Annotated in this window: 13 protein-coding genes; 7 read left to right on the forward strand and 6 right to left on the reverse strand. The window is 60.8% G+C overall.

Annotated elements, in window-relative coordinates:
- Window positions 1–65: 65 nt before the first annotated feature.
- Window positions 66–887, reverse strand: a complete 822-nt coding sequence (locus K9857_RS06235; RefSeq protein ID WP_224533991.1) for a carbon-nitrogen hydrolase family protein — start codon at window positions 885–887, stop codon at window positions 66–68.
- Between the two features lie 119 nt (window positions 888–1,006).
- On the opposite strand from K9857_RS06235, the gene K9857_RS06240 reads away from it, so the two are divergent.
- Together K9857_RS06240 and K9857_RS06245 are read left to right on the forward strand one after the other, a co-directional pair.
- Complete coding sequence (locus K9857_RS06240) at window positions 1,007–1,807, forward strand: helix-turn-helix transcriptional regulator (RefSeq protein ID WP_224533993.1); 801 nt, start codon at window positions 1,007–1,009, stop codon at window positions 1,805–1,807.
- Window positions 1,808–1,957: 150 nt separating this feature from the next.
- Window positions 1,958–3,577 carry an FMN-binding glutamate synthase family protein gene (locus tag K9857_RS06245; protein ID WP_224534002.1) on the forward strand — a complete coding sequence of 540 codons (1,620 nt, stop codon included), beginning with the start codon at window positions 1,958–1,960 and terminating at the stop codon, window positions 3,575–3,577.
- 24 nt (window positions 3,578–3,601) lie between these two features.
- On the opposite strand, the gene K9857_RS06250 is transcribed toward K9857_RS06245, so the two are convergent.
- From K9857_RS06250 to K9857_RS06260, 3 genes are read right to left on the reverse strand one after another with little or no spacing between them, the layout of a single operon-like run.
- Window positions 3,602–5,110, reverse strand: coding sequence for a glucosyltransferase domain-containing protein (locus K9857_RS06250; protein ID WP_224534004.1), 1,509 nt, complete (start codon window positions 5,108–5,110; stop codon window positions 3,602–3,604).
- Window position 5,111: 1 nt separating this feature from the next.
- Complete coding sequence (locus K9857_RS06255; protein WP_224534006.1) at window positions 5,112–6,053, reverse strand: glycosyltransferase family 2 protein; 942 nt, start codon at window positions 6,051–6,053, stop codon at window positions 5,112–5,114.
- Window positions 6,050–6,424, reverse strand: a complete 375-nt coding sequence (locus K9857_RS06260; protein ID WP_224534008.1) for a GtrA family protein — start codon at window positions 6,422–6,424, stop codon at window positions 6,050–6,052. Before K9857_RS06260 ends, K9857_RS06255 begins: the two co-directional genes overlap by 4 nt.
- A gap of 237 nt (window positions 6,425–6,661) precedes the next feature.
- Here K9857_RS06260 and K9857_RS06265 point away from each other — a divergent pair, with 237 nt between their 5' ends.
- The 5 genes from K9857_RS06265 to K9857_RS06285 all read left to right on the forward strand — a co-directional run bounded on the left by K9857_RS06265 (window position 6,662) and on the right by K9857_RS06285 (window position 13,536).
- Window positions 6,662–7,822: an OpgC family protein gene (locus tag K9857_RS06265; protein WP_224534010.1), complete on the forward strand. Its 1,161-nt coding sequence runs from the start codon at window positions 6,662–6,664 to the stop codon at window positions 7,820–7,822.
- Between the two features lie 312 nt (window positions 7,823–8,134).
- On the forward strand, window positions 8,135–8,593 hold the full coding sequence (locus K9857_RS06270; RefSeq protein ID WP_224534012.1) for an REP-associated tyrosine transposase: 459 nt from the start codon (window positions 8,135–8,137) through the stop codon (window positions 8,591–8,593).
- Window positions 8,594–8,903: 310 nt separating this feature from the next.
- Window positions 8,904–12,017, forward strand: a complete 3,114-nt coding sequence (locus K9857_RS06275; protein ID WP_224534014.1) for a transglycosylase domain-containing protein — start codon at window positions 8,904–8,906, stop codon at window positions 12,015–12,017.
- A 182-nt stretch (window positions 12,018–12,199) separates the two neighbouring features.
- Window positions 12,200–12,757, forward strand: a complete 558-nt coding sequence (locus K9857_RS06280; protein ID WP_224534016.1) for a PadR family transcriptional regulator — start codon at window positions 12,200–12,202, stop codon at window positions 12,755–12,757.
- Window positions 12,754–13,536, forward strand: coding sequence for a siderophore-interacting protein (locus K9857_RS06285; RefSeq protein ID WP_224534018.1), 783 nt, complete (start codon window positions 12,754–12,756; stop codon window positions 13,534–13,536). Before K9857_RS06280 ends, K9857_RS06285 begins: the two co-directional genes overlap by 4 nt.
- A gap of 111 nt (window positions 13,537–13,647) precedes the next feature.
- On the opposite strand, the gene K9857_RS06290 is transcribed toward K9857_RS06285, so the two are convergent.
- Window positions 13,648–14,304 (reverse strand): Pr6Pr family membrane protein, encoded by a 657-nt coding sequence (locus tag K9857_RS06290; RefSeq protein WP_224534020.1) that lies wholly within the window; start codon window positions 14,302–14,304, stop codon window positions 13,648–13,650.
- Between the two features lie 2 nt (window positions 14,305–14,306).
- Window positions 14,307–14,537, reverse strand: coding sequence for a VF530 family DNA-binding protein (locus K9857_RS06295; protein ID WP_224534022.1), 231 nt, complete (start codon window positions 14,535–14,537; stop codon window positions 14,307–14,309).
- Window positions 14,538–14,686 lie beyond the last annotated feature (149 nt).

Raw genomic sequence — 14,686 nt, forward strand, 5'->3', positions numbered from 1 at the left:
ATGCATTTCAAGGTGGGAGCGGGCTTGCTCGCGAAGACGTCAGCCCGCACGACACAGAGATCGAATCAGCCCCTGGGAATCAGCAGCTCCCGCAACCCACCAGCATGCTCGACCACTTCCCCCGGCAACTTCAGCCGCTGATCATCCAGATACCGATAATCCTGGCGCGCCGCCGTCAGCCGGTTCAGGTCCAGCTCCACAGCGAACTGCCCCTCCTCGCGGCCCGCCTCGAACAACAGCGTACCCAGCGGATCGACCAGCGCGCTGCCGCCGGCGAACAGCAAGCCGCCGTCGCCCGCTTCCACCCGGTTGACCATCAGCGCAAACGCCTGGTTTTCCTGGGCGCGCGCCATGATCGCGGTGCGGTGGGTCGGGCCGTAGGGGTCCATGTTGCCGTTGGTCACCAGCAGCAGTTCGGCACCCAGTTGCGCCAAGGCGCGGGCGCTTTCGGGGAATTCGATGTCGTAGCAGATCAACAGACCCACGCGCACACCGTTCCACAGGCAGGTGGCATAACGATCGCCCGCTTCATACACGCCGCGATCCGAGGCCCACAGGTGGGTCTTGCGGTATTTCAGGGCGATACCTTCAGGGGTGATCAGCAGCGTGGTGTTGAAGAAACGCCCGTTGTCGTTCTCGGCGGTGCCGATGACCACGGCGATGTTGCGCTCGCGGGCGGCGGCAACGATGGCGCTGACGGTCGGGCCGTCCAGCGGTTCGGCGACGTCGGCTACGGACTCGGCGCTTGGGAAACCCATCAGGTGGCTTTCCGGGAACATGATCAGCTGCGTGTCGGCCGCACAGGCGTTGATCGCCGCCAGAGCGCGTTCGAGGTTGTAGGCCGTGTCGTTGTCACGGCCCGCCAGTTGGGCGAGTTCGACTTTCATGGGTGGTCCTTGTTCTGAACGCCGGAAAGATTGCCCGGTCGCTGTCTGTGCGCCAGTATGCGCAGCAAGCGCACGGTGGGGGAATTACGCCGCCGGGGTAACACGATAGGGGTAGATGCATGACACTCTCGTTGGACGACATCGCCTGGCACCGTTCGGTGGGGCAACTGATCGACGCCCTGGACAAGCCCAACTTCTGGACGCAGCTGGTGCGTCTGCTGGACCAGTACGTCCCCTGCGACAGCTGGGTGGTGCTGATGTTCAGCGCCGATCAGCACCCGCAGGTATTCGCCGAAAGCCCGGGCGTCGACGGCAGTCCCGACCAGCTGTTTCAGGATTACCTGCGCGGGCTGTACCTGCTCGACCCCTTCTACATCGCCTGCCGCGAACAGTCGCGCACCGGTCTTTACCGCCTGTCCGAGGTGGCGCCGGAGCATTTCGAACTCACCGAGTACTATCAACGATACTTTCGTGTGAATGTCGTGGCCGACGAAATCCAGTTTAATTGTCAGCTCGAAGGCGACCGCACGCTGTGCCTGTCACTGGGCAGCAAGCAGCGTTTCACCGCCGGACAGATAGCCTTGCTGTCGCTGATTCAGCCGTGGGTGTTGGGCCTGTTGCGCCAGCGTCTGCCCTACGAGATCAACGAAGTGGTGGCCCTGGCGCCCGCGCCGGTGGCTGCCGATTGGCGGGTGCAGCTGGAAGCCTCGGTGCAGCAACTCAAGGGCGCGCAATTGACCGCCAGGGAGCTGGATGTCGGGCGCCTGATGCTCAGCGGCTGCTCCAGCAAGGAAATCGCCCGCAAACTGGAAATTTCCATCGAAACCGTGAAAGTCCATAAGAAACACATGTACAGCAAGCTGGGGATCAAGTCCCAGTCGGAGCTGTTTTCGATATTTCTGCAGGCGCAGAATGCCTGATGACTATTTTCCTGTAGGAGCGAGGCTTGCCCGCGAATGCGCCAGGTCAGCCAACATCGATGTTGGAGGTGCTGGCGCATTCGCGGGCAAGCCTCGCTCCTACAGGGAAAATGAATGTATGCACAACAAGTCCGAACCCAAGGAAACCGTATGAGCCTGTCACTCCTGAGCCGCTACGCCTTCTTTGCCGTCTGCGTGATGTTCACCCTCGCCAGCCTGCCCTTCCTCGAACATGACTGGCTCTGGCCGATTACCGCCGTCACCGGCGTGCTGAGCCTGATCGGCATCTTCGACCTGCTGCAAAGCCCACACGCGGTGCGGCGCAACTACCCGATCCTGGGCAACATCCGTTATCTGGTGGAAGGCATTCGCCCGGAAATCCGCCAGTACCTGCTCGAATCCGACAGCGATGCCCTGCCCTTCTCCCGGGCCCAGCGCTCGTTGGTCTATTCGCGTGCGAAGAATGAAAGCGCCGACAAACCCTTCGGCACCCTGATCGATGTGTATCAGTCCGGCTTCGAATTCATCGGCCACTCGATGCGTCCGGCGCCGTTGAGTGACCCCAGCAGTTTCCGCGTCACCGTCGGCGGCCCACAGTGCACCCAGCCGTATTCGGCGTCGGTGTTCAACATCTCGGCCATGAGCTTCGGCTCGCTCAGCGCCAACGCCATCCGCGCGCTGAACCAGGGCGCCAAGCTCGGCAACTTCGCCCACGACACCGGCGAAGGCAGCATCAGCCCTTATCACCGCGAACACGGTGGTGATTTGACCTGGGAGCTGGGCAGCGGCTATTTCGGTTGCCGTACCAGCGATGGCCGCTTCGATCCCGAACGCTTTGCTGCACAGGCGCAAACGCCACAAGTGCGGATGATCGAGATCAAGATGAGCCAGGGTGCAAAACCCGGTCACGGCGGGATTCTGCCCAAGCACAAAGTCACGAAGGAAATCGCTGAAACCCGCGGCATCATGATGGGCGAAGACTGCGTGTCACCCTCGCGGCACAGCGCGTTTTCAACGCCAATCGAGATGATGCATTTCGTCCAGCAATTGCGTGAGCTGTCCGGCGGCAAACCGGTGGGCTTCAAGTTCTGCCTGGGGCATCCGTGGGAATTCATGGGCATCGCCAAGGCCATGCTGGAAACCGGCATTCTCCCCGACTTCATCGTGATCGACGGCAAGGAAGGCGGCACTGGCGCCGCGCCTGTGGAGTTCACCGACCATATCGGCGTACCGATGCGCGAGGGCCTGCTGTTCGTTCACAACACCCTCGTGGGGTTGAATCTGCGGGACAAAATCAAGCTCGGCGCCAGCGGCAAGATCGTCAGTGCCTTCGACATCGCCAGCGTCCTGGCCATCGGCGCCGACTGGGCCAACGCGGCGCGCGGCTTCATGTTCGCCATCGGCTGCATCCAGTCCCAAAGTTGCCACACCAACAAATGCCCGACCGGCGTTGCCACCCAGGACACCCTGCGCCAGCGCGCGCTGGTGGTGCCGGACAAGGCCCAACGCGTCTACAACTTCCACCGCAACACCCTCAAGGGCCTGGCGGAAATGCTCGCTGCGGCGGGTCTTGAGCATCCGTCACAACTGTCTGCCAAGCACCTTGTACGACGCATGTCGGCGACCGAGATCAAGATGTTCTCGCAGTTGCATGTGTTCTTGAAACCCGGTGAGTTGCTGACCGGGGAAGTGAATGGCGAGTTCTATTCGCGGATGTGGCAGATGGCACGGGCCGACAGTTTCGAGCCGAACGAAATCGTTGCTGCCTGATACGGACGGCTCCGACAACACGCTTCACCAACGAAGTGTCTTGATCGGGGCCGGCTCTTTCATGACGATGAAACCGTAATCGCCCAAGAGAAAAATCCGGTAGTACGGACTCTCCACCAGCGGCGCGAAATGTTGATAACCCACCCTCGTAGCATTGCGCCGTTCCCTCTCTGCGACCACGTTGGTAATGCCCACCTTGGGCAGGTTTTCCGCCAGCATGTAGAAGTCGATGTTCAGCAGGTAATGCAGCACCGGCATCTGCTTGAACGACCCCGCCGCCCCCAGCAGCCAGTGATCGGAATAGGTCACCGACATGTAGATGCGCTTTGCTTCACGTAGAGCCTGATGACTGCTGATGTCCCGCTCAAGGCTGAACAGCGCACTGGTAGCGAAGGTCTTCTGCACGCTCAGCACCCGACCATAGGCGAACGACAGTGACAGCATCGCCAGCAGCGGCACCAGCAACAGCAACGGCAATCGCTGGTGCACAATCGCCAGCGACAGGTGGCTTAGATAGAACAGCAACACCAGCAACACGGCAAAGCCCATCAAGGTCCGGGCACCTTCATTGAAGTCGCGGAAAAACAGCGCCACACCCGAGACCAACAGCAACACCAACGGCACGGTCGCCATGCACAGCAAGCCCATCAGAATTCTTTCCGGCCAGCTTTCCCTGCGATGAAAAATGGTCTCTCCCAGGCGAACGGCGCCGGCCATGGCGCACAGCACCAGTCCGGCGAACACCCAGACAAATCCGCCATGAAACAGCAACATGACTTTTTCCAGCACCCGACCGATGTTCACGTCGATCTGCAGCAAGGGATGCGCCGACCAGTTCAGCAACAATGCGCGCCCCTGGTCCATGTACGGATAGGCCGTGACCCAGTAGATCAACCAGCCCAGCACGACCTGCGCGAGTTTCCAGCCGATCATCGCGCCCCATTGCGGCCAGGGCTTTCTGCTGTTGGCAGCCCGCAGCAACTCCAGGCAACACAGCCCCACAAACACGTTCACGCTGATCTGGTACAGCCCCAGCGCCAGCGCGATCAGGAACGACGGCACCAGCCATTGCACGTTGCGTGAAGGGTGGCGGAACGTGATCGCGTAGATCACCGCGACCAGGCTCAGGGCCATGGGCGCGCCGTCGTATTGATAGGACAGGTTCTGCAGAAAAAACGGGTTGTACCAGAGCGGCAGAACCACCAGGCAGCAGCTGATGCTCGGCTGGCGGAAGTAATGGAAAGCCAGGCTGGTCAGCGCGCAGGACATGGCCAACGTGGCGATCAGCAAAGGCAGGGGGAAGATATTCGGTGCAGCGCCGGTGAAGGTCAGCGCGTTGAAGAACAGCTGGCTGAACAGGCGCCCCTGCTCTGCCCAGGCCATGCCGGCTGAGAGCGAACGCCAGTTGTCATCGATGTAGGGAAAATCCGCGAGAATCAGCGGCAGGACGTACACAAAAGTCGCGAGCAGGAAAAACAGCCAGACCTGCCTTCGGCCCAACTCCTTCACGAAAAAATCGCTGAACCGGCCCATGTCAGGCCTCACGCTGTGGCTTGCCGCCGACGATATCCTTGACCACGTAACGGGGCCGGTGCTTGGCCTCGATGTAAATCCGACCGATGTATTCCCCCAGGATGCCGATGCCGATCAGCTGTACGCCGCCGAGAAACAGAATGGCAGTCATCAGCGACGGATAACCGGGCACGCTGTTACCGAAGAAAATCTTGTCCAGCACCATGTACACCGCATAGATCACGGCGAAGATCGACACGAAGCCACCGACGTAAGTCCAAAGCCGCAAGGGCACGGTGCTGAAGGACGTCACCCCTTCCAGCGCCAGGTTCCAGAGTTTCCAGCCATTGAACTTGCTGCTGCCCGCCACGCGCCGGGCGCGCTCGTACTCCACCACCACCGTGTTGAACCCGGCCCAGGACAACACGCCTTTCATGAACAGTTGATGCTCGGGCAAGGTGCGGATGACGTTGACCACCTTGCGGTCCATGAGGCGAAAGTCGCCGACATTTTCCTCGATGCGGGTGTAGGAAATGCGATTGAGCAGGTGATAGAAAAGTGACGCGCTGTGGCGTTTCAGATAGCTGTCGCTGTTGCGATCCTTGCGCTTGGCCAGCACCACATCCGCGCCTTTCTGCCATTGCTCGACCAGTTTCGGGATGACGCAGATGGGGTCTTGCAGGTCGACGTCCATCGGGATCACGGCATCGCCGGTGGCATATTCCAGGCCGGCAAACAGCGCCGGTTCCTTGCCGAAGTTGCGTGAGAAATTGATCAGCATCACCAGATCGTCCATCTCTGCCAACGCGGCAGCGCGGTCGGCGGTGCCGTCGGTACTGCCATCGTTGATGAAGACGATTTCCACCTCGGCCTCGCCCAGCTTCAACTCCTGGCGTACCGCGCGGTAAAACAGATCGATCGCCTGCTCTTCGTTGAACACCGGGACGATCAGCGAGAGCTTCATGCCTCACGCTCGCGAAACACCACGTATTTGGAAAACAGGAAGCCCAGGATCAGGCTTAACGCCGAGAACAGCGCCACGGTCAGCAAGCCGTGCAGGCGCAACTGGTCACCGATATGGCCGACACCAAAACTCAGGGCTCCCATCGCGGCCATGAACAACAGATAGCCGCCCACCGAGAGTTTGCCGTCGAAGGTGTAGAGCCCGTTCATGTAGAACGAGAAGGAAGCGGCCACGCAGAAGGCCACCAGATTACTGGCCGCCTGGCGCCACCCCAGCGCCACACTCAGCAGAAAAAAGATCTGCCAGTGGATCAGGGTGTTGGCGATGCCGATCACCGTGTAACTGGAAAAGCCTTTCCACAACCGTCTCATATTCAAGTCCTTGACTGAGCGCGTTCGCTTCACTCATTGGAGCTTGTCTACTGTCAGAAATCACAGGTGAAACGACCTTTCAGACCAGCGGTTAAACGCCTTATCAACATCCCGTAATACCCCGACTTTGCAATTACCGGCGAATCGGGCCACCCTGCGCGCCGCCGATGTGCGGCGCGCAACCTTTCGCGCCTTGCGCTACTCCTTTGTTCAACACCCGTTTACGAGTTTGCCGTCATGACCACAGCGCGCGATCACCGGATCGACTTTTTTCGCGGCCTGGCACTGATCTTCATCTTCTGGGATCACGTGCCTCACAACCCATTGGGGCAAATCACCCTGCGCAATTTCGGCTTCAGCGACGCCGCTGAAGTCTTCGTGTTTCTGGCCGGTTTCGCCGCGGTACTGGCCTACGGCAAAGTGCTGGCGCGCGAAGGTTTCCTGATCGCCTGCCTGAAAATCCTGCGTCGCGCCTGGGTGCTGTACGTGGTGCACATCTTTTTGCTGGCGATGCTGATGGGCATCGTGTTCTTCGCCAACAGCCACGTGGAAACCCGGGACCTGGTGGAAGAAATGGGCATGCACCACTTCATCAGCGACCCGCAACAGGCGTTGATCGACGAGCTGCTGCTGCGCTTCAAGCCCAACCTGATGGACCCGCTGCCGCTGTACATCGTGCTGCTGGCAGGCCTGCCGCTGGCGCTGCCGTTGCTGGTGCGCAAGACCTGGGTGGTGGTCGGCCTGTCGCTGGCCCTGTACCTGATGGTGCCGCTGGCCGGCTGGAACCTGGCCGCGATCAAGGACGGCGTGTGGTACTTCAACCCTGTGGCCTGGCAGCTGCTGTTCGTCCTCGGCGGCGCCGCCGCGATCCACTCGCAACGCCCACGTCCCGCGCAAACCCGCCCCCTGCTGCGCCAGCCCCTGTTCATGGCCGCCGCTGCCTACGTCATCGCCGCCGGGGTGCTGACGATTGCCTGGCGCTGGCCACACATCCACGACGCCCTGATGCCGGCCAGTCTGAGCGAGCTGCTGTACCCGATCAGCAAGACCAACCTCTCGCCTGTGCGCCTGCTGCACTTCCTCGCCCTGGCCTACGTCACCGCCAAACTCTTGCCCGACACCGGCTGGACGCAAAACTGGCTGGCCCGACAAAGCTGCCGCATGGGCCGCTTCTCCCTGGAAATCTTCTGCCTGGGCGTACTGCTGGCGCCCCTGGCGGACATGATCAACGCCATGGCCAATGACGCCTTCGCCATGCAGATCTTTACTGCGCTGGTGGGGGCTGGGTTGATGGCATTGATGGGGGCGTGGCTTGAGTTCAACAAGCGGTTGAATCAGGCGGTCAATCGAACGCAGGTTGGGGTTGGTCCCGCTGCGGGAGATCGAATGCCCCTGTAAGGCTCATGAGGAAAATCTGTGGCGAGGGGGCTTGCCCCCGTTGGGCGGCGAAGCCGCCCCAAAACCATTCAATCGAGTTCCTTCAGGCAAACCGAGTCAACAGGGTTTACGACTGCTTCGCAGCCGAACGGGGGCAAGCCCCCTCGCCACAGACAAGCCCGATCACAGACAAGCGCCCACCACAGGCAGGCCCACTAGACACAAGCAATCCTATTCGCCATAAAATCCGACTTTTCCCACAATCATTGCCGATCCGAGCTTTGCCACACAGCTCTAGCCTGAATGGACCCCCACCATTGAGGAGGCAACGGATTGCCTATTCGACCCAACTCCCACCTTTTACGCCACGGCCGACATTCAGAAAACGGTCGCGCCTACCTCATAACCGCCGTCATTCATGATCGACAGCCCGTATTTTCAGACTGGCAAACAGGTCGATTGCTGGTTGCAGAACTTCGTCACGCCCACGACTCAGGCCTTGCCGATTCTCTGGCCTGGGTCGTCATGCCCGACCACTTTCATTGGCTCATGCAATTACAAGGCGACAATCTGGGATACGTCATCGGCTCGATCAAATCGCGATGCACGCTTGCTGTGAACAAGAAGACGGGGCGCCAGGGGCCTTTATGGCAGACCGGTTATCACGACCGTGCAATCCGCGACGGTGAAGATCTCCAGCCATTTGCTCGCTACATCGTTGCCAATCCTTTGCGTGCGGGGCTTGTGGAGAAAATTGGCGACTATCCGCTCTGGGATGCGTGTTGGCTGTAATAACTCATGACAAAAGGTGGTTACCTGTGGCGAGGGGGCTTGCCCCCGTTGGGTGGCGAAGCCGCCCCAAAACCATTCAACCGGGTTCTTTCAGGCACACCGAGTTCGCAGGATTTACGACTGCTTCGCAGCCGAACGGGGGCAAGCCCCCTCGCCACAGGTACAACTCCGTCCGCTAAATCTCTACTCCATTCACTCCAGCCCAAACTGGATCCACACCACTTCCAGCTTCACAATTTTTTCACCATCGCCATCCACCGTCTAAGCTTCAGTCAAGTCCGATCAATCTGCGTGAATGGATCAGTCGACTATGGGCGCTTTATGGCAAACCGATTCGAGTAAAACCGTGGTCCCGACTGAAGAAGTGGATGAGCAAGCGCCTACCCCTGAAAAACCCCGTCGTTCCAAACACGGCTGGAAGGCTTTCTGGTTGCTGTTGCTGATTATTGCGATTGTCGTGGGGTTGGCGGCGCAAAAGGAGATGCGTACTTCCAGGTTTCAGGCCCGGGAGTTGAGCAAGTTCGCCAAGACCTTGAATTATGAGCTCGAACCCGGTCCCAGTGATGCGGTTCGTTATCCGGGTGCCGGGCCGTTCGATCTGCGTCTGGGCTATAGCTCGATGGATGAATTCCTGCCGCGCCTGCTCAAGCGCGATTATGTGATTTCCGCCCAGACCCGCTTCTCCCCGGCGTTGATGAAGTACATCGACAAGGGGCTTTTCGTGCCCTATTCGGAAAAGATCCAGGCCGGTTTGTCGATCACCGATTGCCGGGCGGCGCCGCTGTACCAGTTCAATTACCCGCAACAGCTGTATCCCAGCTTCGATTCGATCCCGCCGGTGGTGGTCAACAGCCTGCTGTTCATCGAAAACCGCTTCCTGCTCGACCCGCGTCAGCCCCTGGCCAACCCGGCGGTGGATTGGCCACGTTTCGGCATGGCGGCCTATACCCAGATAGCGAAGATGCTGCACCTGCCTGGCCAGTCGGCGGGCGGCAGTACCCTGGCGACGCAGCTGGAGAAATATCGGCACTCCCCTGACGGCTTGACCGTGTCGGGCGGTGAGAAAATTCGTCAGATGATCTCCGCCAGCGTGCGCGCCTACCAGGACGGTCCCGACACCCTCAAGGCCCGGCAGAACGTGGTGCGCGACTACCTCAACAGCGTGCCGCTGTCGGCCGTGCCCGGACACGGCGAAGTGCATGGCATGGCCGAAGGTCTGCGGGTCTGGTACGGCGCCGATTTCAACGAGGCCAACAAGCGCCTGGCCAGTGATGCGACCGATCCCCAGAGCCTGGCGGAAAAAGGCCTGGCCCTGCGTGAAATGCTGTCGTTGATGATCGCCCAGCGCCGCCCTTCCCACTACCTGACCAAGGGCCACGACGAGCTGGCTGACCTCACCGACAGCCATATTCGCCTGCTGGCGCAGAACGGGGTGATCGACAAACCTTTCGCCGATGCCGCCCTGGCCAGCAAGGTCACCTATCGTGACTGGGCGACCCAGCCGACCATTCAGCCGATTGAAACCAACAAAGGCATCAGCGTGGCCCGCAGCCGCCTGGCCGGCTTGCTCAATCGTCCGCTGTACGACCTCGACCGCCTCGACCTCTCCGCCACCAGCACCCTGCAGGGCGAGCTGCAAGCCCAGGCGACGGCGTACCTGAAAAAACTCGCCGACCCTGCCTTCGCCACGCAAATCGGCCTGATGGGCGAACGCCTGCTGACGCCCACCAGCACCACCCAGGTGCGCTACAGCTTTACCCTGTTCGAGCTGACCCCGGACGGCTCGCGGGTACGGGTACAGACCGACAGCACCGACCAGCCGTTCGACATCAACGAAGGCAGCAAGCTGGAACTGGGCTCCACGGCGAAAATGCGCGTGCTGACCACTTACCTGCAAATCATCGCCGAACTGCACGACAAATATGCCGGCATGAGTGTGCCGGACCTGAAGAAAGTCGAAGTGCCGGATCAGGACCGCCTGAGTCGCTGGGTGGTCGATTACATGATCGAAAACAAGGACCGCAATCTGCCGGCCCTGCTCAGCGCCGCGCTGGACCGAAAATACTCGGCAAGCCCGGGCGAAGCGTTTTTCACCGGTGGCGGGCTGCACACGTTCCATAACTTCCGCAAGGAAGACAACGGCCGCCTGCCGACCCTTCGCGATTCGATTCGCGAGTCGATCAACCTGCCGTTCATTCGCCTGATGCGCGACATCGTGCGCTACACCACCTATTCCGGTCCCAATAGCAGCGCAGAACTGCTCAAGGACGACCGCGACCCGCGGCGTCAGGAGTACCTGGCCTCGTTCGCCGATCGCGAGGGGACCTCGTTCCTCCTCAAGTTCTGGAAGAAGTACCGCAACAAAGACACCCAGGAACGCCTGGAAACCTTCCTCGACGGCATGCGCCCGACCCCGATCCGCATGGCGGCCGTGCACCGTTATTTGCTGCCCCGCGCCAGTCAGGAGAGTTTCAACGCGTTCGTGCGCTCGCACCTCGCGGAGGCCAAGCTCACCGAAAAACTCACCGACGATCGCCTGCTGCGGCTCTACGAGTCCTACGGTCCCGGGAAGTACGACCTGCCGGACCAGGGCTTCATCGCCAAGGTGCACCCGCTGGACCTGTGGATGATGGGCTACCTGCTCAACCACCCGGACGCCACCTTCAAGGACGTCGTCAAAGCCAGCCAGTTCGAGCGCCAGGAAGTCTACAGCTGGCTGTTCAAGAGCCGGCACAAGGGCGCGCGAGACAACCGGATCCGCACCATGCTGGAGATCGAGGCGTTCCTGGACATTCACCAGCGCTGGCAGAAAGTCGGCTATCCGTTCGACCATCTGGTGCCGTCGCTGGCCACCGCCATCGGCAGCTCGGGCGACCGCCCCGCCGCACTGGCCGAGCTGATCGGCACGATTCTCAACGACGGCGTGCGGATGCCGACGCTGCGCATCGACAGCCTGCACTTCGCCGCCAACACGCCTTACGAGACCAAGCTGATCAACGATCCCGACGTCGGCAAACGGGTAATGCCGTCCGAAGTCGCCACGGCCATGCGCGAAGCCTTGTCGCAGGTGGTGGATGCCGGTACGGCCAAGCGTGTTTCGGGCAGTTTCGTCACCCCTGATGGCAAGCCGCTGGGCATGGGTGGCAAGACCGGTACGGGGGATAACCGCATCGAGGCGTTCGGCTCCGGCGGACGGATCCTCAGTTCCAAATCGGTCAACCGGACGGCGACCTTCGTGTTCTACATCGGCGATCACCATTTCGGCACCCTGACCGCCTACGTACCAGGCCGCTCGGCCGAAAACTTCAAGTTCACCTCGGCCCTGCCCGTGCAGGTGCTCAAGGGCATGGCGCCGATCCTCACGCCTTACCTGCAACCGGGCAGCAACACCGAATGCCTGCCGATTGAAGTGGCTCGCCGCTGAAACCCGAGGACCGGCTGCCTGGCGGCCGGTTCATCTGCCTCTCATTCCATCCTCTGCCTCTCGTTTGATCGACGCGAACTTGCCCCGCTCGTCGGCCAATGCAAGTCATTCTCAACAAAAGCCTTGCTCATGCCAAAAGATATATCTTAAGTTGTATCTAAACATGAAGAGAGCAAGTACCAATGAGAGACCATCATTCCCCCCACCGCGAGCATGGCGGCGGCTTCGACAAACGCCCGGGCCGTGAACGCGGCGGCCGCGGCCCCCGGGTGTTCGCCCCCGGTGACCTGAAATTGCTGCTGCTGGCGCTGATAGCCGAGCAGCCCTGCCACGGCTATGACCTGATCCGCCAGATCGAAGACATGTTCGATGGCGCCTACAGCCCCAGTCCCGGCGTGATCTATCCCACCCTGACGTTCCTGGAGGAAAGCGACCTGATCCAGGGCGACGCCGATGGCGGAAAAAAACGCTACAGCGTGACCGAAGTCGGTCGTCTGTCTTTAAGCGAGCAGGCGATTGCGCTGGACGGCGTGCGTATGCGCATCGAAGTCAGCAAGCGTTCGCTGCGCGGCCATGACCGGCCGCCGGAAATCCACGAGGCGGTGCACAACCTGCGCCATGCCCTGCAAATGCACCACGGTCGCTGGAGCCCGGAAGAAATCCTGAGGGTGCGCGACCTGCTCAACAACACGGCCAAAGCCATTGTCGACGGCCCTGCCGTTTCGGAGAAAACCGAATGACTGAAGTGATCGAACAATCCATCCACCGTGTCATGCACGAGATCAAACGCCGTCGCCTGGAAGTCCTGCGGGTGGTCGACCTGACGCCACGCATGCGCCGCATCACCTTGGGCGGGCCAGAGCTGGCCGGCTTCGTCAGTCTGGGTACGGACGACCACGTCAAGCTGCTGTTCCCGCAGAACGCGGCCGAGCAGGCGGCGCTGGAGACCATGGTGCTGGGCGGCAAGAACGAAGGACCGCTGCCGGCGATGCGCGACTACACGCCCCGTCGTTATGACCTGAACACGATGGAACTGGACATCGATTTCGTCCTGCACGGCGACGGCCCTGCCTCGACCTGGGCCGAACAGGCCAAACCGGGCCAGTTCCTGCACATCGGCGGGCCACGGGGCTCGATGATCGTGCCGGACATGTTCGACAGCTATTTGCTGATCGGCGACGAAACCGCCTTGCCCGCCATCGCCCGACGCCTTGAAGGCCTGGCGGCCAATCGCCGGGCGCTGGTGATCGTCGAGGTGGAGAACGGCAAGGAGCAGCAAGAGCTGCAAAGCGCGGCGCAGGTCAATGTGATCTGGGTGCTGCGCGAGGGTGGCAAGGATCACCTGCTGACCACGGTGAGACAGATCCAGGTGCCGGGCGGCAGCCTGTATGCCTGGGTCGCGACCGAGACCAGGACCTCACGGCAAATCCGCCGGGTGCTGCTCGATGAGCATGGGCTGGATGAGCAGTTTGTGAAGGCGGTGGGGTATTGGCGGCTGGATGACAGCGACGAAGATTGATTCGTCTGCGCGGGCCTCTTCGCGAGCAAGTCGAATCGTCGCACCGCCTCTCCCACAGGGGAATGCATTCCAAATGTGGGAGCGGGCTTGCTCGCGAAAGCGGCAGCACAATCACCGCAAATCGATATCCTTGCGCCCAAACCACCGATCCAACCCGATCATCACCAGCGAAATCCCCACAAACCCCGCCAGCAATCCCCCGGCATTGATAAACACCTGTGGATAACCCAGCTTCTCCACATCAATGAACGGATACGGATACGTCGCCAGCAGATGCCCGCGCAGCAAGGCATAGGCGAAATACGCCAACGGGTAGATCACCCACAGCGCGATATGCCCCAGCCGCAAGGTGCCCTTGGGCACGCAGCACCACCAATAGATCAGAAACAGCAGCGGCATCACGTCATGCAGCAACTCGTCCGCCAGCCATTGCCAGCCTTCGGGATGCCACAGATGGCGCAGCAACAGGCTGTAGGCGATGCCAACCACGACGATGCTCACCGCAATCCCGCTGCTCACCCACGGCTGCAGAAACCAGCGGCGCGCGGCGGATTCACGGGACGTCAGCTCACAGGTCAGCACGGTTGCCACCAGGGTATTGCTGAGCACGGTGAAATAGCTGAAGAAACTCACCAGCCCCGCCAGCAGGCTGGCTGCCATGGTCCAGCGTGAATAGAAGATCAGGTACAGCTGGATACTCAAACCGAGCCAGCCAAGGACAGCCGCAACGGCCACAAAACGCCGCCGCATGACTGAGGGTATCGCCATGTTCAGAGCGGGCGCTTGGTGCGCATCAACTTGACGTACAAGCGTTCGACCTTCTCCCGCGCCCAGGGGGTTTTGCGCAGGAAGGTCAGGCTCGACTTGATGCTCGGATCGCTCTTGAAGCAACGGATATCGATGCGCTCGGCCAGCCCCGACCATTCGTAATGTTCAACCAGCGCGTTGAGGATTTGCTCCAGCGTCACGCCGTGCAGCGGGTTGTTGTTGTGTTCGGTCATGCCGGGCCTTCAAGCAGGGAAAGAATGGGAAGCCGCGCACCTTAGCCGAGGGTTTCGATTGGGGGAAGCGCTCTGAGTAAATGTAGCTGCAACCGCAACTCACTGTTGGAACACAGACCTGTGAAAACACAGACCTGTAGGAGCGAGGC

It is taken from the genome of Pseudomonas sp. REP124 (genome assembly GCF_020164475.1).
GTDB lineage: Bacteria > Pseudomonadota > Gammaproteobacteria > Pseudomonadales > Pseudomonadaceae > Aquipseudomonas.